At 60.6% G+C, this 22,049-nt stretch carries 19 protein-coding genes; 16 read left to right on the top strand and 3 right to left on the bottom strand.

Going from position 1 to position 22,049, the window contains the following annotated elements:
• Positions 1-3: 3 nt before the first annotated feature.
• The 3 genes from FHS06_RS13380 to FHS06_RS13370 are packed head-to-tail and all read left to right on the top strand — an operon-like array spanning position 4 to position 2,978.
• Complete coding sequence (locus FHS06_RS13380) at positions 4-939, top strand: ROK family glucokinase (protein WP_167050073.1); 936 nt, start codon at positions 4-6, stop codon at positions 937-939.
• Positions 940-941: 2 nt separating this feature from the next.
• Entirely contained in the window at positions 942-1,631 is a 690-nt protein-coding gene (locus tag FHS06_RS13375; protein ID WP_167050071.1) for a lysophospholipid acyltransferase family protein, read from the top strand.
• A gap of 9 nt (positions 1,632-1,640) precedes the next feature.
• A complete protein-coding gene (locus tag FHS06_RS13370) occupies positions 1,641-2,978 on the top strand; it encodes a class II 3-deoxy-7-phosphoheptulonate synthase (protein WP_167050069.1) in 1,338 nt (445 codons plus the stop codon).
• A 64-nt stretch (positions 2,979-3,042) separates the two neighbouring features.
• On the opposite strand, the gene FHS06_RS13365 is transcribed toward FHS06_RS13370, so the two are convergent.
• Together FHS06_RS13365 and pknB are read right to left on the bottom strand one after the other, a co-directional pair.
• Positions 3,043-5,058, bottom strand: coding sequence for an ABC1 kinase family protein (locus FHS06_RS13365; RefSeq protein ID WP_167050067.1), 2,016 nt, complete (start codon positions 5,056-5,058; stop codon positions 3,043-3,045).
• A gap of 33 nt (positions 5,059-5,091) precedes the next feature.
• Positions 5,092-7,035 carry a Stk1 family PASTA domain-containing Ser/Thr kinase gene (pknB, locus tag FHS06_RS13360; protein WP_167050066.1) on the bottom strand — a complete coding sequence of 648 codons (1,944 nt, stop codon included), beginning with the start codon at positions 7,033-7,035 and terminating at the stop codon, positions 5,092-5,094.
• Between the two features lie 105 nt (positions 7,036-7,140).
• Between pknB and FHS06_RS13355 the strand changes: the two genes are divergently transcribed.
• The gene (locus tag FHS06_RS13355) at positions 7,141-7,491 is read left to right on the top strand and encodes an Rv2175c family DNA-binding protein (protein WP_167050064.1); all 351 of its coding nucleotides are present in this window, start codon (positions 7,141-7,143) and stop codon (positions 7,489-7,491) included.
• 50 nt (positions 7,492-7,541) lie between these two features.
• Here the strand turns inward: FHS06_RS13355 and FHS06_RS13350 are convergent, their stop codons facing one another.
• The gene (locus tag FHS06_RS13350; RefSeq protein ID WP_167050062.1) at positions 7,542-8,636 is read right to left on the bottom strand and encodes a polyprenyl synthetase family protein; all 1,095 of its coding nucleotides are present in this window, start codon (positions 8,634-8,636) and stop codon (positions 7,542-7,544) included.
• Between the two features lie 64 nt (positions 8,637-8,700).
• Here FHS06_RS13350 and FHS06_RS13345 point away from each other — a divergent pair, with 64 nt between their 5' ends.
• From FHS06_RS13345 to FHS06_RS13290, 12 genes are all read left to right on the top strand, one after another.
• Positions 8,701-9,072, top strand: coding sequence for a DUF3040 domain-containing protein (locus tag FHS06_RS13345; RefSeq protein WP_167050060.1), 372 nt, complete (start codon positions 8,701-8,703; stop codon positions 9,070-9,072).
• A gap of 201 nt (positions 9,073-9,273) precedes the next feature.
• Positions 9,274-9,705: a division/cell wall cluster transcriptional repressor MraZ gene (gene mraZ / locus FHS06_RS13340; protein ID WP_167050058.1), complete on the top strand. Its 432-nt coding sequence runs from the start codon at positions 9,274-9,276 to the stop codon at positions 9,703-9,705.
• Positions 9,706-9,803: 98 nt separating this feature from the next.
• Positions 9,804-10,757, top strand: a complete 954-nt coding sequence (gene rsmH, locus FHS06_RS13335; RefSeq protein WP_167050056.1) for a 16S rRNA (cytosine(1402)-N(4))-methyltransferase RsmH — start codon at positions 9,804-9,806, stop codon at positions 10,755-10,757.
• Positions 10,754-11,398 carry a cell division protein FtsL gene (gene ftsL, locus FHS06_RS13330; protein ID WP_167050054.1) on the top strand — a complete coding sequence of 215 codons (645 nt, stop codon included), beginning with the start codon at positions 10,754-10,756 and terminating at the stop codon, positions 11,396-11,398. Before rsmH ends, ftsL begins: the two co-directional genes overlap by 4 nt.
• Positions 11,399-11,402: 4 nt before the next feature.
• Positions 11,403-13,184 carry a peptidoglycan D,D-transpeptidase FtsI family protein gene (locus tag FHS06_RS13325; protein WP_167050052.1) on the top strand — a complete coding sequence of 594 codons (1,782 nt, stop codon included), beginning with the start codon at positions 11,403-11,405 and terminating at the stop codon, positions 13,182-13,184.
• 29 nt (positions 13,185-13,213) lie between these two features.
• Positions 13,214-14,626: a UDP-N-acetylmuramoyl-tripeptide--D-alanyl-D-alanine ligase gene (locus FHS06_RS13320; RefSeq protein WP_167050050.1), complete on the top strand. Its 1,413-nt coding sequence runs from the start codon at positions 13,214-13,216 to the stop codon at positions 14,624-14,626.
• A complete protein-coding gene (gene mraY / locus FHS06_RS13315) occupies positions 14,623-15,732 on the top strand; it encodes a phospho-N-acetylmuramoyl-pentapeptide-transferase (RefSeq protein ID WP_167050048.1) in 1,110 nt (369 codons plus the stop codon). The genes FHS06_RS13320 and mraY overlap by 4 nt, the downstream gene beginning before the upstream one ends.
• On the top strand, positions 15,729-17,264 hold the full coding sequence (gene murD, locus FHS06_RS13310) for a UDP-N-acetylmuramoyl-L-alanine--D-glutamate ligase (RefSeq protein WP_310734824.1): 1,536 nt from the start codon (positions 15,729-15,731) through the stop codon (positions 17,262-17,264). Before mraY ends, murD begins: the two co-directional genes overlap by 4 nt.
• Positions 17,227-18,417, top strand: a complete 1,191-nt coding sequence (locus tag FHS06_RS13305) for a peptidoglycan glycosyltransferase FtsW (protein WP_167050044.1) — start codon at positions 17,227-17,229, stop codon at positions 18,415-18,417. The genes murD and FHS06_RS13305 overlap by 38 nt, the downstream gene beginning before the upstream one ends.
• Before the next feature lie 9 nt (positions 18,418-18,426).
• A complete protein-coding gene (locus tag FHS06_RS13300) occupies positions 18,427-19,500 on the top strand; it encodes a UDP-N-acetylglucosamine--N-acetylmuramyl-(pentapeptide) pyrophosphoryl-undecaprenol N-acetylglucosamine transferase (protein ID WP_167050042.1) in 1,074 nt (357 codons plus the stop codon).
• A 51-nt stretch (positions 19,501-19,551) separates the two neighbouring features.
• Entirely contained in the window at positions 19,552-20,949 is a 1,398-nt protein-coding gene (gene murC / locus FHS06_RS13295) for a UDP-N-acetylmuramate--L-alanine ligase (protein WP_167050040.1), read from the top strand.
• A gap of 317 nt (positions 20,950-21,266) precedes the next feature.
• Positions 21,267-21,932 (top strand): FtsQ-type POTRA domain-containing protein, encoded by a 666-nt coding sequence (locus FHS06_RS13290; protein WP_243845446.1) that lies wholly within the window; start codon positions 21,267-21,269, stop codon positions 21,930-21,932.
• Positions 21,933-22,049 lie beyond the last annotated feature (117 nt).

Below are 22,049 nucleotides of genomic sequence, written 5' to 3'. Positions count from 1 at the left end.
TCAGTGCTCACAGTCGGAATCGATATCGGTGGAACCAAGATCGCGGGGGGCGTTGTAGACCCCGGAGGCGTCATCATCGAGAAGACCCGAGTAGACACACCCAAAGACCCGGACCTGCTTGCCGAGGCGGTCTCTGACATGGTGCGTCACTTCGCGGCTCATCGAGAGATTGGTGCCGTTGGCGTCGCTGCCGCGGGGTTCATCGACCGCGACCGTGCGACTGTTATCCACGCGCCCAATATCGCATGGCAGAACGAGCCGTTGCGGGCAAAGCTTGAGTCGCGCATCGGTATGCCCGTCACAATCGAGAATGACGCGAACGCCGCTGGGTGGGCTGAATACCGCTTTGGTGCGGGCCGGGGATACCGCGACATCGTCATGTTGACGATGGGCACTGGTGTGGGTGGCGCGGTGATAGTGAACGGCGAGCTGTACCGCGGCGGTCATGGTGTCGCGGGTGAACTCGGACACATGCGGTTCATCCGGAACGGTCTTCCGTGCGGGTGCGGGCAACGCGGATGCCTCGAGCAATATGCTTCGGGTCGCGCACTGCAGCGCGAAGCGAACTCCATCGCGGACGAGGGTGGGATCGGGCGTGCCCTGGCCGAGCTTCGCACCGAAAAAGGGACGATTCCAGGACCCGCCATCTCTCGCCTCGTGTTGGCGAACGATCCGGGTGCGCGTGAAGCGCTCGGGCGAGTCGCCACGGCGCTCGGCGAGGCATGCGGTGGTTTTCAGGCGGTACTTGATCCCGAGCTGTTCGTTATTGGTGGGGGAGTCGCGCAACTTGGCGAGGATCTTCTGACGCCTATGCGCACCGCCTACCGCACGTCGCTCCCCGGTTACGGGAAGCGTCCCGTCGCTGAGTTCGCTATTGCAGCGCTCGTGAATGATGCCGGCATCATCGGCGTCGCGGATCTCGCCGCGGGAAGCGTGTAGCGATGTTTTATTGGCTGATGAAGTACGTCGCGATCGGCCCCATCGTGAAAGCGATTTTTCGTCCGTGGATCGTCGGACGTCGAAACATTCCGCGAGAGGGTGCGGCGATCCTCGCGAGCAACCACCTCTCGTTCGCCGACTCGGTCTTCTTGCCGCTCGTAATTGATCGTCCGATGGCGTTTCTTGCGAAAAGCGACTACTTCACGGGGCGCGGTCTTAAAGGCTGGGCCACACGCATGTTTTTCAAAGGAACTGGCCAGATTCCTATCGACCGTTCCGGCGGCAAGGCCTCGGAGGCATCCCTCAATACCGGACTTCAAGTGCTTGGTAGGGGTGCGCTTCTCGGGATCTACCCGGAGGGAACGCGGAGCCCTGACGGCACTCTCTACCGCGGCCGTACCGGTATTGCGCGCATGGCCCTCGAAGCCCGCGTGCCGGTCATACCTGTCGTAATGGTTGACACCGACACCGTTATGCCGATCGGGCGACGTATTCCGCGCATCGGCCGTGTGGGCATGGTGATCGGTGAGCCCCTTGATTTTTCGCGGTTTGCGGGCATGGAGGGTGATCGGTATGTACTGCGCTCCGTGACGGACGAGATTATGGTCGCGCTGCAGCGTTTGGGCGAACAGCGCTACAAGGACGTATATGCGTCGACAGCGAAGGCGCGGCTCGAGGCTGAGCGCCACTAGACTAAACGGATGCTTCAGCCGTTGGACGCGCTCGATCACTGGCGTACCCTCCCCATCAAGCAGCAACCGCAGTGGTCATCGCAGGATGCTGTCGCCGCCGTCTCCGACGAGTTGGCTACCCTCCCACCTCTTGTCTTCGCAGGCGAGGTAGACATGTTGCGCGACCGCCTTGCCGCGGCCGCTGGTGGGCGTGCCTTCCTGCTTCAGGGCGGTGACTGCGCTGAGACATTCGCTGGCGCGACAGCGTCTCAGATTCGCAACCGCATCAAGACGGTGCTGCAGATGGCTGTCGTCCTGACGTACGGCGCTTCTATGCCGGTCGTCAAGATGGGGCGAATGGCAGGTCAGTTTGCGAAACCGCGTTCGAGCGACACCGAGACTCGCGGCGATGTCACGCTTCCCGCCTACCGGGGTGACATTGTCAACGGCTACGACTTCACCGAGGCTTCTCGCCAGGCTGACCCGCAGCGACTGCTGAAGGGGTACCACACAGCCGCTTCGACTCTCAATCTCATTCGCGCGTTCACGCAGGGTGGTTTCGCCGATCTCCGTGAAGTGCATTCCTGGAACCAGGGATTCGCTAAGAACCCCGCGAATCAGCGCTACGAAGGTCTCGCCGCGGAGATTGACCGCGCGATCAAGTTCATGGAGGCCGCCGGCGCTGATTTTGATGATCTGCGTCGAGTTGAGTTCTACACGGGCCACGAGGGTCTTCTCATGGACTACGAGCGTCCGATGACGCGAATCGACTCCCGCACCGCAACGCCTTACAACACTTCGGCCCACTTCGTGTGGGTAGGTGAGCGGACTCGTGACCTTGACGGTGCGCACATCGATTACTTCTCCAAGATCCGTAACCCCATCGGCGTGAAGCTCGGCCCGAACACGACCCCGGAGACGGCTCTCGCGCTCATCGACAAACTCGACCCCGAACGTGAGCCTGGCCGCCTTACCTTCATCACGCGAATGGGCGCCGGAAAAATCCGCGATGCTCTTCCACCCCTGCTTGAAGCCGTGCGAGACTCGGGAGCTACGCCCCTGTGGGTGACAGATCCGATGCACGGAAACGGCATCACAACTCCCACGGGATACAAGACACGACGTTTCGACGACGTGGTCGACGAGGTACGCGGCTTCTTCGAGGCGCACCGCGCCGTGGGGACTCACCCCGGTGGAATTCACGTTGAATTGACCGGCGACGATGTCACCGAATGCTTGGGCGGATCCGAGAAGATCGACGAAGCAACTCTTGCGACCCGCTACGAGTCACTGTGTGACCCGCGGTTGAATCACATGCAGTCGCTCGAGCTTGCGTTTCTGGTGGCCGAAGAACTCGAACACCGCTGAGCAAGCTGCGGCGTGTGAAGAACCCGTACCTTCAGACGCATCTGCCTGCGATGTTCGAGTGGGACTAGCGCTGTCTTCGGCGCCTAATAGCCGTCTGTCGCAGTACTCGCAATACGCCCAAGAAGCCGAAGAAGCCGATCAGGGCGCCGAAAAGGTCGAAAAGTCGGATCCCTCCCGAAAGCACCGGGCCCGAGTCTGTGACGATGAGCACGACGGAGATGACGACGGCTGCGATGGACATGAACGTGCCCACAATTTCGGCGGTGATTTTCTGTAAGAAACTTTGCGCCGGTTCGTCGGTGAGCGCGCGGAGCGTCACACCCGCTGTGCCCTTTTCAAGTCCTGACAGCAGCGAGTCGAGGCGGCGCGGTATGCCTCGTAAAAGAGCCGCAGTCACGCTCGCTTGAGCCTGCAAGCTCACCGCTGAATTTTGGAGCGAATGTGAGCGGCGCAGGAGCTTAGGCACCATCGGCAGCGCCTGATCGAACATATCGAAATCGGGGTCAAGTGTCTTCAGACATCCCTCGAGTGTTGCGAAGCTCCGAAAAGCGGCAGCAAGGTCGCCCGGAAGCGCAATGCGGTGCTGTCGGATGACGTCGAGGAGCCGCGTGAAGATCGAACCGTTGCCACGCGGCCGGTGTCGCTCGGTAGTGATGACGATTCCGACATCGTGCCGGAGGGAATCGACGTTTGCATCGTCGGGAACATCGACGATGAGCAATAGAGCTTCCGTCGCGGCGATATCGTCTTCGCTGATGGCTGCGAGCATAACGGCTGTGAGACGCTGTCGCCGGCTTCGTTCTATGACGCCGACGGCGCCGAAGTCGATCAGGCCGAGAGATCCATCGGGGCGCAATATGACATTGCCGGGATGAAGATCGGCGTGAAAGACCCCGTGTACCAAAATCTGCTCAAGAACAATCTCCATGAGCCCACGTGCGAGGGACTCCCGCTCGCTCCGCTGCATATCGGCAATGCGGGCCGAAGCTCGGCTAAGTGGTTGCCCGGCCACGAGATCCATCGTCAGCACTCGGGCCCCCGAAGCTTTCGGGTAGACCTTCGGCACGACGATCTGTAGCCGTTCGGGATGATTCGGCTGCTCCTTGAGCGTATGGCGGATCATCTCGAGATTTGTGGCCTCGACGCGGTAGTCGAGCTCGTCGAGCTCGTCGAGCAGTGTCGCTGTGAAGCTCCGCGCTACCGCGGCAAGATTGAGATCTCGTCCGAAACGTGTGTGCGTTTCGGCTCGTTCGGCTAGGCGAACGATGATGTCGGCATCCGCTTCGACCTGTGCCCGGGCCGCGGGCCGTTGCACCTTCACGACGACGACACTGCCGTCGTGCAGCACGCCCTCGTGTACCTGCGCGACGGATGCGGCAGCAAGCGGCTCGGGGTTAATCGACCTGAACACTGTGTCGATGGGCGCTTCAAGACCTGTTTCAATGACAGAGCGAATGTCGTCCCAGGGGAGTGTTGTGGCTTCGGACTGCAGTGTCGCCAGAGCGCTGAGATAGGGCTCTGGTACGAGATCACGCCGCGTAGACAACACCTGTCCGAGTTTGACGAAAGTGACGCCGGAATCGTTGATCGTCGCGATGACGGCACGAGCGCGCTGTTCGCTCGTCGTCAAGTCTTGGCGAACGCGTGACCTGCCCTCTACGAGCCAGCCTGCACCGTGACGCGACGCAATGCCGATGATCTGCAGGTATCGGCGTGTTCGTTTGCGTTGCTTGATAGCCGCCCGCACCATGTCGATCGGGTTTTGGAGGTGACGGGTGGGAAAGATGGTTTCGATCGCCACGAGCAGCGCGAGTCCGAGGGCGAATACCCAGCCGGTAGAAAGCATCACGACGGCGAGCGCCGCGAAGGCGGCCGGTGCATCGATTACTTCGCCGTCTGTGAGAAGCCCGGTCTGATCGAGCATCCACGTCGCGAACGGAAGTCCCGTAGCAAAAACAGCCAGACCCACGATGATGCTGCGTGGCCAACCTGCGGGAGTGGACAATACCGTGCGTGCGACGAAGCCGATCAGCAGGCCCGACAGAATCGCGAGAATCACGGTCAATGCTGCAGTCACCATGTGAGATCCCTTCGCAGACCGCGCGCTCTTTTCTTAGCCGGATGCCGTGATCTGAAGATATACGGTCGCACCCTTGACGATTTGAGAATCTGCGGTCGGGTCGGTCGCAGTTACCTCGGTCAAGCCGTCGGGTAGTGCATTCCAAAACACGGCGAAGTTCACTTCGAATCCGGCGTTCTCGATCACCGATCTAGCTTCGTCGCGCGTCATCCCCACAACGTTGGGCACCGGGAACAGCGGTGGCCCATCAGAGACGATGAGCGTCACGGTATCTCCTGGGCGCCAGTCGCCGCCACTGTCGCGATCGCCGATTCCGATCACGTCGCCTTTGGCGATGGAATCGCTCGTTGTGGTGACCTGATTCTCTGAGACTTGCAGTCCGACATCCTGCAGCGTCGATGTTGCACTGCCGACGCTCAGTCCAGAAACGCCGGGCACCTGGCCTGCGGACACGGTCAACGTTGCGCTGTCGCCCTCGAGCACAGTGCAGCCGTTTGTGCAGTCGTAGGCATCGCCGCCAAGACCAGGCGTCACGGTTGCGCTCAGAACGATGTCTCTGTCGGCATCGGTGAAGATGTATTCGTTGTCGCCAACGTCAACCTGTGCCGCGGTGAGGGCATTTCGGGCATCCGTTTCGGTGACTCCTGTCAGCGAGGGGATGTCATGGGGCGCTGGCCCTAGCGAAACGAAGACTTCGATCGCCGCATCTTTCTCGACAAATCGTCCCGCACCAGGATCGGTAGAAATCACCTGACCCGCTGCGACATCGAGGGTGTATTGCCCAGTTTCGGACGCCACAAGGCCATCTTGGGCGAGCCGGGACGCTGCTTCGTCGTAGGTGAGGCCGGCCACCTGTGCCACCGAGATGAGAGAACCAGGACCCGAGCCGAACCACCAGCCAGCGCCGCCGGCGAGTGCCGTCAGCAACATGACGAGGACGAAAAGCCAGCCGCCCTTTGCTGATCTTCGCCGAGCGGCGCGGCGAAGTCGTGTCGCGTTGTCGACTTCGGCGACGACGGTTGACGGCGACGTCACCGCCGGGGGCAGGGTGCGAGTGAGCTCACCAGAATCGAGCCCAGCGTCGGCGACGGCCGTGCCGATAGCGAGTGTTCGCGCGACCTGCGGTGCAATGCCTAGCTCACGTTCGATATCGCGAAGGCGCTCCAGCATCCGATCGGCGTCATCGGGACGACCATCGGGGGAGCGTTCGGTTGCCCACAGCACCAACTCGTCAAGCGCTTCCGGGACGTCGGGGTTCTTGACGCTCGGGCGCGGCACAGAGTCGGTGGCGTGTTGGTAGGCGATCTGCATGGGCTGCTCACCTTTATAGGGCTGATCACCCGTAAGCATTTCGTAGAGCATGATCCCGAGTGCATAGATGTCGCTGCGGGCATCTGCTGTGCCGCGCGTGACGAGCTCAGGAGCGAGGTACGCGATGGTTCCCAACAGCATCTGACCGGTTGCGGTATTTGCGGTTGTTGCTCTTGCGAGTCCGAAGTCACCTATTTTGATGCGACCGTCTTCGGCAAGGAGCACGTTTTCGGGCTTCACATCACGGTGGACAATTCCGGCCCGATGGGCTGCTGCAAGGCCGGAAAGGATAGCGTCCATGATGGTCATGGTCTGGGGAACTGTCAGCCGTCGTTGCTGGCGAAGAAGATCGCGAAGCGTGATGCCGGGCAGATACTCCATGACGAGGTACGCCATGTCGCCGTCTTGACCCTGGTCAAACACGTTCACGACGTGTGGGTCGGCGAGACGTGCTGCGGCTCGCGCCTCTTGGATGAAACGGCTTTGGAAGACGGCATCGTCGCTGAGGTGGCCATGCATTACCTTCAGCGCGATGCGGCGCTCGAGACGCATGTCGGTTGCGACGTAAACGGTAGCCATGCCCCCGCGGGCAATGCGGGCGCGCACACGGTATCGACCATCAACTAGACGGCCGATCAGCGGGTCCGCCTGCTGACTCGTGCTCACGAGGAGAGTCTACGGATGCTCAGCCGCCAGAAGCGGAGCGCCTCACCTCCCACGAATCACAATCTCGCGTCGCGTTCGGTCAGTAAGAGATGAGATCATGGCAGAGTGAGTGCCGAGAACAGTCCCCAGACCCCGACCGAATGGTTGAGCCTCCCCGAACTCGTTGAGGTTCTGGGCGAAACACTCGGGCGCGTGAAGCGTCGTCTCGATGAGAGCCAGCTCATCGCCTCACGTCGGCATGGCGCGTTGCGTGTTCCCGCGGTCTTCCTCTTGGACGACCAGCCGCTTTCATCGCTGCGCGGCACCGCGATCGTGTTGCATGATGCCGGATTAAGTGATGATGAAGCGATCGATTGGCTGCTGACGGCCGAAGACTCCCTTGGCGTTGCGCCCATCGAAGCCTTGCGTGCGGGCCGCAAGCACGAGGTGCGTCGCGTCGCCCGGGTGCTGGCCTAACCGGACGTCGCCAGTCTCCTCATCTGAGGGGACGTGCAACACTCATGTGCTCAGGCCGTGCGTGCCGTGGCTGCGCGCGCAAGGTCGCGTAGTTCTCCGACAGCGGTATTGCTGAGCCGAGAGCCTGAAAGTGATCGATCAGCGTCGTGCGCAAACTGAGCAATGAGCTTCTCGGTGCGCTCGAGCGCTCCGGTGTCGATGATTGTTTGCTGCAGTGAAGCGATCTGATCTGGTGTCAGCTCGGGATCCCCGATGAGCTCATCGACCACTCGTCGTGCACCCGAATCGAGTGCCTCGCGCATGTAGGCAATCAATACAGTGCGTTTTCCTTCGCGGAGGTCGTCTCCCGAGGGCTTCCCGGTGATCGCCTCGTCGCCGAAGACACCGAGTACATCGTCGCGCAGCTGGAAGGCCATGCCCACCGGATGACCGAATGCGCTCAGCGCATGTCGCTGTGAAGTGTCGGCGCCGGCGAGAGCTGCGCCTATCAAGAGTGGCTGCTGGATGCTGTAGCGCGCTGATTTTAGTGATGCCACGCGCAGCGCGCGCTCGGCATGCTCGGAGTCGGGGGCCGAGTGAAACGCTGACTCCTCTGCCACATCGAGAAATTGACCCACTGTGACGTCGCGGCGCATCCGCGCGTATTCGGCGCGGGCGTTCGCCGCAGTGACGGAATCTGAGTCGCTGAGACCCTCTTCTAAGAGATCGTCGCTCCACGCGACGAGGAGATCACCGAGCAGAATTGCTCCGGCGCGACCGAAAGACGCGGCATTGCCCACCCAGCCCGACGAAACGTGCGCGGCCTCGAGCGCCCGGTGCGCTGCCGGACCGCCACGACGTGTGTCCGAATTGTCGATGATGTCGTCATGAACGAGCGCACCGGCGTGAAAAATCTCGAGGGATGCCGCGGCGCTGACAACGGCGCCTGTGAGAGGCACCGTTCTTCCGGAAGCTTCTGCGACAGCTTTCCAACCAGCAATGCAAAAACGTGCTCGCAACCTCTTGCCACCGTCAAACGCTGCTGCAGCGGCATTCACAAATTGTGCCGCTTCGCTTCCCATTTCGCGAGTATGTGAGCGTTGAGATGTGACAAAGGTGTCGAGACGCTGAGAAACCACCGTTTTCGGATCCGAGAAGCTCGACACAGGCCTAGCCTAGTGTTCTAACGCACGGGTAGAATTATCGTGTCAGACAGAACGAGGGGGACGCATGCCACTCTCCGAACAGGAGCAGCGCCTGCTAGATGAGATGGAACGCCATCTCATGGGCAACGACGCCGACGTCGTGAGCACCGCAAACGGCAGCCGCACGCTCAGTTATCGAAACATCGTGTACGGCTCGATTCTGGTCCTCGTGGGGCTAGGCGGGCTTGTTGTCGGTGTGTCGTCGCAAATCATCGCTGTGGGCGTTGTGGCCTTCGTCGTCATGCTGGGCGGAGTTGTGCTTGCTGTCACGCCAACCCGCTCCAAGAGCACGTCGTCGTCTGTTCCCCAGACATCGCGAGCGCCCAAAGCTAAGGCGTCCGCTTCGTTCATGGACCGTATGAATGATCGATGGGACCGTCGCCAAGAAGGGCGATAACCCTCCACTTTCCTCCCTCTCTAAAAACACCGGCCTTAGGGTCGGTGTTTTTTTGCGTTTTCACGCGCGGTGGCGTTCGCAAGGGGGCATCAAATCGCACGAATAGTGGCGAAAGAGCACGATTTGATAGCAAAGTGGAGGAGAGTGGAGTAAAGTGGTGAATATCCTCGCGGGGCCGGACGAAGGGGGTGGATAGCTCGAATGCTGCTGGGCACGCACACTCCCAAACTCGACGACAAAGGGCGAGTCATCCTCCCGTCGAAGTTTCGTGACGATCTCGGGTCGGGGGTCGTGATCACGCGTGGGCAGGAGCGCTGCCTGTACGTCTTCTCCACCGAAGAGTTCGAGCGCATCCACGAGCGCATCCGAGAAGCTCCTCTCACCAACAAACAGACCCGCGATTTCCTGCGCATGTTCCTTTCCGGTGCGAGCGCAGAAAAGCCCGACAGTCAGAACCGCATCACTATCCCGCAGCCGCTTCGCGCTTATGCAGGTCTTGAGCGAGAACTGATTTTGACCGGAGTGGGAGCCCACGCCGAGATCTGGAATACCAACGCGTGGAACACCTACGCCGAGAGCAACGAAGAGATTTACGCAGAAATGGAACAGGAGGTGATTCCGGGACTTTTCTGAGCCCTCGGTCGTGATACCCCACCGGCCGCCCTGACACACTTCCCCGGTGCCAGGTCGACGCGGAGGGGGATCAGGACCGACGGACACCCGGCTACATCATGAACCTTCGTGACATTCACACACCGGTACTGCTGGAGCGGTGCATCGAGCTTCTCGCACCGGCTCTTCAGGCCGACGGCGCCGTCGTCGTTGACGCGACTCTCGGCATGGGCGGACACTCTGAGGCCCTGCTCGAACGGTTCCCGAACATCCGGCTGATTGGTCTTGATCGCGATCGCGATGCACTCCGCATCGCGGGGGAGCGACTGGCGCCATTTCACGAGCGCGTCACTCTTGTTCACACGGTGTACGACGGCATCGCCGACGCGATCGCTGACCTCGGGATGTCGAAGGTTGACGGCATCCTGTTCGACCTTGGAGTCTCGTCGCTTCAGCTCGACGAAGCCGATCGCGGGTTTGCATACTCGCAGGATGCTCCGCTCGATATGCGGATGGACCAGAGCGAGGGTATGACAGCGGCTGATGTCCTCGCGACGTATGGCGAGGGTGATCTCCGCCGAATTTTCGAGCGATACGGCGAAGAGAAACTTGCTGGACGCTACGCCCGGGCGATCATCGCGGCTCGTGCTCAGGAGCCGCTGGTGCGATCCGGTGCTCTCGTCAAGATCTTGCACGATGCAACCCCCGCTGCTCTCCAGCGCAGTGGACATCCGGCCAAACGGGTATTTCAAGCCCTGCGCATCGAAGTGAACGCCGAGCTTGCCGCTGTTGAGGCAGCAATTCCATCAGCAATGGGTGCGCTCGGAGTCGGTGGGCGCATCGTTGTCATGTCCTACCAATCGCTGGAAGACCGACTCGTCAAGAGGGTCTTCGCGAATGCAGTGCGTTCGGCCACACCTCCGGGGCTTCCCGTTGAGCTGGCTGAGCACGCGCCGAAATTCAAGCTTCTCGTCAGAGGCGCTGAACTCGCGTCGGAAAAAGAACGCGCAGAGAACCCACGGGCAACGCCAGTACGTTTGCGCGCTGCAGAACGAGTGAGGCCGGCGCTATGAGCACAGCGATGACATCGATCACGACGCCGGTCGAATTCGAACAGTTCGAGCACGAGTTCCCGCAGCGGCGTCTTGAAGTCGTCACTGCACCTCACCGTCGCCGTCGCCCACGGCTGCTCTACGGAATCGTCGCGGTTGCGGGAGCAGTCGCTATTGCTGGCGCACAAATGACCCTCTCGATTTTGACCACGCAGACGACCTATCAGCTTTCTTCGCTCACGCAGCAAGAGCGCGACCTTACTTATCAAAAGCAAATGGTCTACGACGATGTCGCGGGTCTCAGCTCACCGCAGTACCTTGCCGCGAATGCTTCGGCTCTCGGGATGGTCATCAATGAGTCGCCGAGCTATTTGCGGTTGAGTGACGGCGCCATACTCGGAATGCAGCAGGCCTCGGTGTCTTCTTCATCGGTTGACGCGCTGTCGCGGGCCTCCGTGCCCAACGCACTCATCACTGACACGCCTCTTGTGACTTCCCCCGATGCGACCATCACGGGACCTCCCGCGGCAACGATCGAAGAAGAGAGCGGTTCCGCATCCGACTCTGCGGCATCCGACTCTGCGGCATCCGACTCTGCCGCATCCGATTCCGCGACACCCCCGGCATTGACCGACGGCCTGCCGACGCCGCAGACACACTGAGACTATGACGACGCGAAGCACCCGTAGTCCCAGACGCCGAACCGTCGTCGCGCTCGCTGTAGTTCTCGCTGTGCTCTCTGGTTTCGTGGTGCGGCTGGTAGATATTCAGGTCGTCAATGCCGACCAGCACATCGAAGACTCGATGGAACTGAGCCTCGGAAGCGCGCAGAAACTTTACGGCGCGCGCGGCGAGATCGTTGACGATGAAGGGCAGACCCTCGCGGGCTCCATTCTGCTGTATGACGGTGTGCTCTCGCCAATGAATGTCGCTCCGATCAAGAAAGAAGTGGACGGCAAGACAGTCACCACATCCGTGGCCGACCAAGCGGCCCAGATGGCTGCAATCACCGGGCAGACCGCGGACGAGATCGAGCAGATCATCACGGATGCTCTTGCCGAAAATCCCAACTCCCAGTTCGCTTATCTTGCACAGAGCCTCACGACAGAGCAGTACCGTGCTCTCGCAGATCTCGGGTACTCATACCTGACTTTCTCACCACACCCTTCGCGCACATATCCCGATGGTGCCGTCGGCGGGAACCTGGTCGGATTCGTTGGTAGCGACGGCGCAGCGCTCGCGGGTCTGGAAAAAACCGAGGACTCCTGCCTCGCGTCGGAAGACGGTGAGGTTCTGTATCAGAAGGGCGCCGACGGTGTTGTCATCCCGGGCACAGAGACTGAAACAGCTGCCGTTGACGGTGGAACACTCAAACTCACTATCAACCGTGATCTCGAGTGGTACATGCAACAACTCATCGCTGAGCAGACACAGAACATGGGCGCGCAAAGCGGCACAATTACGGTCGTTGACGTCAAAACCGGCCAGATCAAGGCTGCCGCTGAGTACCCCACAGTCGACCCCAACGACATTGAAGCCTCATCATCTGATGACTGGTATTCACGCATCTTCAAAGACACGTTCGAGCCCGGATCGACGTTCAAACCATTGACTGCTGCGAGTCTGCTCGATTCTGGTGCCGCAACGATGGAGACAACTGTCTCAGCGTCCAGCCTCGAGTACTTCGCCGACGGTGCCCGCGTGCGAGACGCTTTCGTGCATCCGGCATATAACTACCACCTGACCGGGGTCTTGGTGGATTCGTCGAATGCGGGTATCTCGAAATTTGCTGAACTTGAAAGCGCAGAAACGCGTTATGACTACCTGAAGAAGTTTGGAATCGGCATCGGAAGTGCGATCGGGTTCTCGGGTGAACAATCTGGTCTGATCTACCCCGCAGACGAGTGGGGCACGCAGACTTTTTACAACACAGCTTTCGGTCAAGGCCTCACGACGACAGTCCCCGAATTGGTCGGTGCCTACCAGGCAATAGCGAATGATGGAGTGAAGATTCCGCTCTCACTCGTGGATTCGTGCACGAGTGCAGATGGCACAGTCACGAAGCCGGATACGAGCGACACAACGCAGGTCATCAGCTCCGAAACCGCGGAGGACGTGCAGCAGATGATGGAGAACGTCGCAATCCAGGGCGATCTGTCGGATCAGGTTCAGGTGCCGGGATATCGCATTGCGTTCAAGACCGGAACCGGTGAAAAGTCAGATGGAAATGGCGGCTACAAAGCTGGTGTTTACTTCACGACGATGATCGGTTTCGCCCCCGCTGACGACCCGCAATATGTCGTGGCTGTCACCCTCGACGAGCCCACTAAGGTAACGTCATCTGCGGCCACAGCGCCGGCCTTCCAGAAGGCCATGACGCAGGTTCTCAAGACCTTCCGCGTCATGCCGAGCGACACCCAGCCCACCATTCTTTCGAAGTTTGGTTGAGCGGCGCTGACACCAGTGGCCTCCCCATCATGATTTCTCTTACACTCACTGACCTTGCCGGTGTCATCAACGGCTCGCTCGTTCTTGACGGATCTGCCACGGCTGACACGCGGGTCGAAGGTACCGTCGACACTGATTCGCGCAACATCGGGCCCGGCGACATCTTTGTCGCAAAGCCCGGCGAAACCACAGATGGCCACCGGTTCGTGCCTACTGCGGCATCGCAGGGCGCACTCGTTGCGATCGTGGAACACGTGGTCGAGGCATCCATTTCGCAGATCGTCGTACAGAACACTGTCGAGGCTCTCGCTGACCTCGCACGCGAAGTTGTTGGAAGAGTGCGCGCACGTGGTCAATTGCGCGTTGTGGGCATCACCGGTTCGAACGGCAAAACGACGACCAAAAACATGCTGGCGCACATTTTGGCAGCCGATGGCGACACTGTTTCGCCGCACGCATCGTTCAACAACGAAGTGGGCGCGCCGCTCACTATGCTGCGGGTGACCGACGATACGAAGTATCTCGTGAGCGAATTCGGTGCGAGCGGACCCGGAGAAATCGCGAAGCTTGCGGGCCTTGTGGCCCCTGATGTCGGCATCGTGTTGATGGTGGGGATGGCGCACGCCGGGGGCTTCGGCGGCATAGAAGAGACTTTCCGAGCCAAGTCAGAACTTGTGCGTGCTGTGCGAAGCGGTGGTCTCGCCGTGCTCAACGCCGACGATGGCCGCGTCGTCGCGATGAGTCCGATCGCGCAAGAGAACGACGTAGCGGTGCGTTGGTTCGGCCACGCAGCGAAAGCCGACGTGCACGCATCTGATGTCGAAGTCACGGGCGAAGGCACGCTCTGTACCGTCTCAGTTGATGGGGTCAGTGCCCAATTGCGACTGCGCGTACTCGGCGCACACCACGTGATGAACGCGCTTGCGGCCCTCGCGGCGGCTACGGCGCTCGGCGTGAGCGGGAAGGATGCCATTCACAGACTTGAACAGGTGGAGATTGCCGAGCGCTGGCGCATGCAGCCGCTCGGGTCCGACCGCGTTCGCATCATCAACGACGCCTACAACGCGAGTCCGGACTCGATGTCTGCGGCGTTGCGGACTCTTGCGCAGATCACCACACCCGACCAGCGCCGTGTCGCTGTGCTCGGCGCGATGAGCGAACTCGGCGAGTATGCCGAAGAGGAGCACGACCGCATTGGGCTGCTGGCTGTGCGACTCGGTATCGAGCGCATCGTGATTATCGGTGACGCGGCTCGACGCATGTTCCTCGAAGCTGTTGCGCAGGGCTCGTGGGACGGCGAAGCGGTGTACTTTGCCGATGCTGATGCCGCATACGACTACTTGACCACTGAGCTTCGTGACGGTGACCGTGTGCTCGTGAAGTCGTCCAATTCTGCCGGGCTCCGTTTTCTCGGCGATCGTCTGGGAGAATTCTTCTCGTGAGATCACTCCTAACTGCTGCTGCGATCTCCCTCGCGTTTACGCTCTTCCTCACGCCAGCTTTCCTGCGCCTGTTTCGCAAGTGGGGCTGGGGCCAGGTAATTCGCACCCCCGAAGACGGCAATATCCCCGCGCACGAGGCCAAGCGGGGAACCCCCACAATGGGCGGCACGATTTTCATCGCGGGTACGATCGTCGGTTATCTCATCGGCACCTACGTTGGCAATAATCCACCGACGATCTCCGGGATCCTGGTGCTCTGGATGATGGTGGGGTTCGGCGCAGTCGGCTTCATCGATGACTATATGAAGGTCCGTCAGCAACGCAGCCTTGGGCTGTCAGGTTGGCGCAAGATTCTCGGCCAGATTGTTGTCGCGGTGCCGTTTGCGGTTGTCGCCCTGAATTTCCCCAACGCCGCGGGGTCCACACCCGCAAGCCCTTATGTTTCGCTCTTCCGAGATATTCCGGCATTATCTTTCATGGCTCTCGGCGCGATCGCGGGATGGATTCTTTACACGGTGTGGATCACGCTCATTGGGGTAGCGGCATCCAACTCGGTAAACGTCTCGGACGGCCTTGATGGCCTCGCTGCGGGAGCCGGGATCTTTGTTGTCGGTGGCTTTAGCCTCATGTCGTTCTGGCAGTTCCAGCAGCTTTGCGCTCGAACCGCGCTTGATCCTGTTAACCAACCAGGATGCTACGACGTTCGCGACCCGTTTGATCTCGCTATCATTTCGGCTTCGTTTGTTGGCGCTCTTGTTGGGTTCCTCTGGTGGAATGCTCCGAAGGCCGATGTCTTCATGGGAGACGTTGGATCGATGGCAATCGGTGGAGTCGTCGCAGCTATGGCGATCCTCATGCGCGTCGAGCTGCTGCTCGTGCTCGTCGCAGGTGTGTACGTCGTCGCTTCCGGATCGGTGATCTTGCAGCGACTGTATTTCAAGGTCACCCGCGGTAAACGTCTCTTCCTCATGAGTCCGCTTCACCATCACCTCGAGATGAGGGGATGGCCCGAGATCACCATCGTTGTCAGAATGTGGATCATCGCCGGCCTCCTTGCCCTCACCGGAGTCGGCCTGTTCTACGTGGAATGGTTGTCGCGAACGTGAGCGCACCCCTTTCTGAACTCACCAGTTGGCACTCCGACTGGAAAGGGCTGAAGGTCGCGGTTTTCGGGCTTTCGGTGACAGGATTTTCCGTTGCCGACACCCTCACCGAACTCGGCGCTGACGTTCTTGTCATCAGTGAGACGGCGGCAGAGGAGTACGAACGACTCGTGCCGGTTATCGGTGCCACGCTGTGGCTCGGGTCCCTTGAGTGTCCGCCGGCTGTGCTCACCGAATTCGAACCCGACGTAGTCATCGCATCACCCGGCTTTTCGCCGCGGCATCCGCTCATTCAGTGGGCAGGTGAAAACCAGGTGCCGTTGTGGGGCGATATCGAGCTCGCATGGCGCGTGCGTGACAAAGTACTCACTCCTCAGGGGGAGCCTGCTGCATGGGTTCTTGTCACAGGCACCAACGGCAAAACCACGACCACGCGTCTCGCGGCGACGATGATGACGGCGGGCGGCCTCAGAGCCGCGCCCTGCGGAAACATCGGCGTGCCTGTGCTTGACGCGGTGCGCGACCCGAGTGGATTCGACGTGCTCGTCGTTGAGTTATCGAGCCATCAGCTTTGGTACCTGGGTCACCAAAGCGGCCCGGATCGCTTGTCACCGCATGCGAGTGTCTGCCTCAACCTTGCCGATGATCACTTGGAATGGCACGGCTCAGCTGAGGCATACCGTGATGCCAAAGCGCGCGTATACGACAACACGAAGATCGCCTGTGTCTACAACAAAGCAGACGAAGCAACGCGGCTCATGGTCGAGGACGCCGAGGTCGTTGAAGGCGCGCGCGCTGTCGGGTTTGATCTCGGTATTCCCGGGCCGAGCGATATGGGCCTCGTCGACGGCATCCTTGTCGATCGCGCCTTTGTCGCTGAGCGCAGAACGAGCGCTCAGGAGCTCACCACATTGGCCGAACTCGACGAACGAGGATTGGGGGCACCGCACATCGTGTCGAATATTCTTGCCGCGAGCGCGCTGGCCCGGACCCTCGACGTTGATGCGGCGGCGATCCGCACGGCGCTTCGCGAGTTCGAACTCGACCCGCACCGCATTCAAGTGGTCTCACGCGCTGACGGAGTTTTATGGGTCGACGATTCGAAAGCGACAAACCCTCATGCAGCGGCATCGTCGCTCGCGACGTACCCCGGTGCGATTTGGGTGGTGGGTGGCCTCCTCAAAGGCGTCGATCTCGCCCAACTGATTGCGGACCGTGGTTCAAAGGCTCGCGCGGCTATCGTGATCGGAATCGATCGCGAGCAGATCGTGGCGGCGTTCGAGCGACACGCGCCCGCAGTGCCGGTTTTCGAGGTGTTCCACAGTGAGACTGAGGACATCATGGCGCGAGTCGTCGAACTTGCTTCGGGAATTGCGGCAGATGGGGACGTAGTTCTGCTCGCCCCCGCCGCCGCTTCATTCGATCAGTTCTCTTCTTACGCTGACCGTGGGCGACGATTTGCGCAGGCGGTGCAGGAAAGAAAGGGAGGGGCCGACGGTGACGACGACAGCGCCACGCCCGGCCTCATCGACTGAGCCCCCGACGAAACGCGGTCTGGCAGCCCGAGTCTCTCTCGGGCGCGTCTTCGCACCCGTTCCGAGCGAGTTCTTGCTTATCGCCTCCACCGCGTTGTTGTTGACGGGTTTCGGACTCGTCATGATTCTGTCGGCGACATCAGCCGCTGCCGACCCATACGTTGTCGCCCTAAAGCAGGGGGTGTTCGCCCTTCTCGGCGTGCCTTTGATGTTCATCTGCTCGCGACTTCCTCTCGTGTTCTGGAAGCGAATCGCGTGGCCCGCGCTCATCTTCGCGACGCTTTTTCAGCTCCTCGTTTTCACCCCGCTCGGAATTGAGAACGACGGAAACCGAAACTGGATCAACATCGGCGGGTTTCAAGCGCAGCCGTCTGAGTTTCTGAAACTCACGCTCGCTATCTGGCTGGGGTTCATCCTCTATAGAAAACGAACGCTGCTCGCTGATTGGCGGCACGTATTTATTCCTGCCGTTCCCGTCGCAGCAGCGGTCATCGCCACGGTTATGGCGGGGCACGACCTTGGAACCGCGATGATTCTCTTTCTCATCGTCTTGGCGGCACTTTTTTTCTCGGGAGTAAAGCTCCGCATCTTTATCCTGCCGGTGATTCTCTCGGCAGGAGCTGTCGCCTTCCTTGCCATCACGAGTCCTGACCGTATGCGCCGTTTCATGAGCTTCATCAGCGAGGATTGTCTTGCTGACTACTACAACGGTTGTTACCAGCCCCTGCACGGCATCTGGGGCCTCGCCAGCGGTGGTTTCTTCGGCCTGGGTCTTGGCAATTCAAAAGAGAAGTACAGCTGGTTGCCGGCCGCGGCGAACGACTATATTTACGCAATTGTCGGCGAAGAACTCGGCATGATCGGGTGCATCGTGGTGCTTTTGTTGTTCGCACTGTTTGCAGTCGGTGCTTTTCATATCGTGCGGAAGACCGACGATCCGTTCGTGCGCATCACCTCTGGAGCCATCACGATTTGGATCGTCGGCCAGGCACTGCTGAACGTGGGTGTGGTTCTTCGCCTGCTGCCCGTCTTCGGCGTACCGCTGCCATTCATGTCGCAGGGTGGCACGTCTCTCTTATCGGTGCTGCTCGCGTGCGGTGTATTGCTCTCATTCGCACGCACTCTGCCCGTGAAGGCTCCGGTACGAAGGTAACGTCGTACGGTGACCACGTATCTTTTGGCCGGCGGCGGCACCGCAGGCCACGTCAATCCTTTGCTCGCCGTTGCTGACTCGCTGCGAGAGCGCGATCCAAGCGCTCAGATTCTCGTTCTCGGTACCCGAGAGGGTCTCGAAGCGCGCCTAGTGCCGTTGCGCGGCTACGAGCTGCTCTTCGTCGATAAAGTGCCGTTTCCGCGGCGGCCGAATCGCGCTGCATTCGCATTCCCTGCGAAGTATCGCGGCGCGATCTCCCACGTCCGCTCGCTACTGCGCGAGAGAGCTGTCGACGTTGTTGTGGGGTTTGGTGGATACGCTGCCGCTCCCGCATACGTAGCTGCTCGACGAGAAAAAGTGCCCTTCGTGGTGCACGAAGCCAACGCGAAGCCAGGACTTGCTAACCGGCTCGGTGCGAGAAGAGCCACTGCGGTCGGTGTCGCTTTTGAAGGAACACCGCTCGCGCGCAGCACGGTTGTCGGAATGCCGCTGCGTCGAGAGATCGTTGACCTTGACCGAGACGCCCTGCGGAACGAGGCAGCTGATTTCTTTGGGCTAGACCCCAAGACTCCGACACTGCTGGTGTTCGGCGGCTCCCTCGGCGCCCTGCGCCTCAACACTGCCTTCGGTGACGCGGCGAACGCAGTGCCCGAAGCGGGGTGGCAGATCCTCCACGTCACGGGGGAACGCTCAGAGCTTCCTGATCCCGAGATCCCCGGATACGCGCTCCGTCGATACGTCGACCGGATGGATCTGGCTTTTGCCATGGCTGATGTGATCGTGTCGCGTTCCGGAGCTGCGACCGTGAGCGAAATTGGTGCTCTCGGTATTCCCGCTGTTTACGTTCCGTATGCAGTAGGAAACGGCGAGCAGGCGCTCAACGCTTCGGCATCTGTGCGGGCAGGTGCCGCCATCATCATTCCGGATGCCGAATTCACCGGCGAATGCGTGCGCACCGTGATCGTGCCGCTTTTGCACGACGATGCCCGGGTCGAGCGGATGCGCACCGCAGCTTCACGAGTCGGAACCCGGCGTGGGTCGGAGAATTTCATCGAGCTGATTGATGCGTCGCTGCGACGCTGACGGGCGCGCCGACGGCTTCTCCCAGGCGCCCCGATCTAGAATTGTCACGTCATGATCAGACCTGATTTGAGCCTCCCGATTCCCGAGTCCATCGAGGCCGCGCACTTCATCGGCATCGGCGGTTCCGGCATGTCGGGCCTTGCCCAGATGTTTTTGGCCCGCGGCATCCGTGTGTCAGGATCCGATCGCGCCGACAGCGCCGCCCTTCGTGCATTGGCCGATGCCGGCGCGCGCGTGCACATCGGGCATGATGCGGCTCACCTCGGCGACGCCGACACTGTGATTCACACGGGCGCGATCTGGCCCGAAAATCCTGAGTTCGTTACGGCGAAAGAGCGTGGGATGCCGGTGATTCACCGTTCTCAAGCGCTGCACTGGCTCATTGGTGACAGGCCGTTGGTTTCGGTCGCGGGCGCTCACGGCAAGACCACGTCAACCGGCATGATCGTGACGGCGCTCCAGCAGCTAGGAGCCGATCCAAACTTCGTCAATGGCGGTGTCATCGCCCAGTTGGGCGCTTCAAGCGGCCCGGGCGCCGATGATCTTTTCGTTATCGAGGCAGACGAGTCTGACGGCACGTTCGCCCTGTACAACACCTCGGTTGCGCTCGTGACGAATGTCGATCCCGATCATCTTGATCACTGGGGGAGCGAAGACGCGTTCTTCGGCGGCTTCGTGAAGTTCGCAGGGGGCGCGAGAGATGCTGTCGTCATATCCGCAGACGATTCGGGTGCACGCCGCGTGCACGCTGCTCTTTCGCACCGCAACGTGACAACTTTTGGCACGTCAGATCACGCTGATGTGCGCCTGAGCAATATACGTACTGACGGTCCCGTCTCGTTCACGCTCACAGCTGGTGCCGACTCTGTTGATGCTCGCCTGGCGATACCTGGCGTTCACAACGCGATCAATGCCGCCGGAGCTATCGCAGTCCTCCTGGAGCTCGGCTACGGACTTTCGGACGCAGTTCGCGCCGTCGCAGGGTTCACCGGCACCGTCCGCCGCTTCGAGCTTCATGGGGTTGAGCGCGGAGTCAGCGTTTATGACGATTACGCCCATCACCCGACCGAAGTGGCTGCCGCGCTCGCGGCCGCGCGCAGTGTGGTGGGTAGTGGGCGCATCATTGCGGTGCATCAGCCGCACACGTATTCGCGAACGCAGCTGATGTCGCGCGAGTTCGCCCAGGTGCTCGAGCAATACGCTGACCACACTGTCGTGCTCGATGTCTACGGGGCGCGAGAGGATCCGATTCCGGGCGTCACCGGCGAACTGGTGAGCTCGGCATTCACAGAAGCCTCAGATGTTCGCTTTGTGTCGGATTGGCAAGAGGCAGCTGAGTACACCGCGGCTGTGGCAAAAGACGGTGACTACGTCATCACCCTGGGTTGCGGAAATGTTTATCAGATAATTCCGCAGGTACTCCACGCTCTCGCGCTGTCTGGAAACTGAGACGGATGCGTCGCCCGACTCCGCTTCCGCCGACGGGCCGACCCGCGCGCGAGTCATATTCGACTGCGAGGGCGTCCGAAACGAGTGCGCCGAGCGACAGTGAGATCCTCGCCCCGGTCGTGCCGTTGGGCGTCGATGGCGCCTCAGCCGATCAGAATTCGGGTGAAATACCTGACACCCGAGATATGCGCGACCGCGAACATCTCCCTTCTCAACCGAATGTCCGATGGCGGGACGTGTGGCGTGCTGCCCGCGCTCGGCGCAAGGCACTTCGGGCTGAGGTTCGCAGATTCACAGTTCGGCAAAGACGACGACGGATGCTCGCGCTCGGTGTCGTCTCGTCGCTCGGTTTACTTGTGCTCGTTACCGTTGGGGCTGCATACAGCCCGCTGTTCGCCGTCGAGCAGATTTCTGTCGTGGGAACCTCGCAGCTCGATGCGGAGGAGGTGCAAAACGCCCTTGCCGATCAGCTCGGTACCCCGCTCGCGCAGATTGATTCCAGCGCGATTAAGGCTGCACTCGTTGCTTTTCCGCTCGTCGAGACGTACGCCCTGGAAGCCAAGCCCCCACATGAGCTTGTGGTGAGAATTGTGGAACGCACGCCGCTTGGCATCGTCGAAACACCCGCCGGTTTTAGCACGGTCGACGGTGCAGGTGTGGTCTTGTCGACCACCGAGTCAGCACCCGAAAACCTGCCGACAATCGACGTCGAGGGGGGCCTTGGGTCTGATGCTTTTCTTGCCGCGGGGCAGGTGCTCCGGAGCCTGTCAGATGACTTGCGGCCGCAAGTCACGGCGGTGACCGCAACCTCAGCGAACGACGTCACGTTAACCCTCGGCGGAACAGACACCAGCATTGTGTGGGGGAGCGCAGACGAGTCGGCCTTGAAGTCACTCACTCTGCAGAAGCTGATGGTCGCGAAACCGTCGGAGAGCGTCTCTTTTTACGATGTCTCATCGCCCGACGTTGCTGTCGTCGGATAAACCCTCGACCAGAGGTTGAACCGTTCTCGCGAGCGAAGTCGCGACACGCGGGGCGGCGTCCCTTCGCATGATCACCTGGCTCGTAATTTCGATTCAGGAAATGCATGCTGAACTGCT

It is taken from the genome of Microbacterium halimionae (genome assembly GCF_011761265.1).
GTDB lineage: Bacteria > Actinomycetota > Actinomycetes > Actinomycetales > Microbacteriaceae > Microbacterium > Microbacterium halimionae.
This window is presented reverse-complemented; position numbering and strand designations above follow the sequence as displayed.

Excerpts from the sequence above, each read along its gene's own strand:
- ftsL (WP_167050054.1), top strand. The coding sequence starts at position 10,754 with ATGAGCACAGCGATGACATCGATCACGACGCCGGTCGAATTCGAACAG.
- FHS06_RS13345 (WP_167050060.1), top strand. The coding sequence starts at position 8,701 with ATGCCACTCTCCGAACAGGAGCAGCGCCTGCTAGATGAGATGGAACGC.
- mraZ (WP_167050058.1), top strand. The coding sequence starts at position 9,274 with ATGCTGCTGGGCACGCACACTCCCAAACTCGACGACAAAGGGCGAGTC.
- FHS06_RS13325 (WP_167050052.1), top strand. The coding sequence starts at position 11,403 with ATGACGACGCGAAGCACCCGTAGTCCCAGACGCCGAACCGTCGTCGCG.
- murC (WP_167050040.1), top strand. The coding sequence starts at position 19,552 with ATGATCAGACCTGATTTGAGCCTCCCGATTCCCGAGTCCATCGAGGCC.
- rsmH (WP_167050056.1), top strand. The coding sequence starts at position 9,804 with ATGAACCTTCGTGACATTCACACACCGGTACTGCTGGAGCGGTGCATC.
- FHS06_RS13375 (WP_167050071.1), top strand. The coding sequence starts at position 942 with ATGTTTTATTGGCTGATGAAGTACGTCGCGATCGGCCCCATCGTGAAA.
- FHS06_RS13320 (WP_167050050.1), top strand. The coding sequence starts at position 13,214 with ATGATTTCTCTTACACTCACTGACCTTGCCGGTGTCATCAACGGCTCG.
- FHS06_RS13365 (WP_167050067.1), bottom strand. The coding sequence starts at position 5,058 with ATGGTGACTGCAGCATTGACCGTGATTCTCGCGATTCTGTCGGGCCTG.
- FHS06_RS13290 (WP_243845446.1), top strand. The coding sequence starts at position 21,267 with ATGCTCGCGCTCGGTGTCGTCTCGTCGCTCGGTTTACTTGTGCTCGTT.
- FHS06_RS13370 (WP_167050069.1), top strand. The coding sequence starts at position 1,641 with ATGCTTCAGCCGTTGGACGCGCTCGATCACTGGCGTACCCTCCCCATC.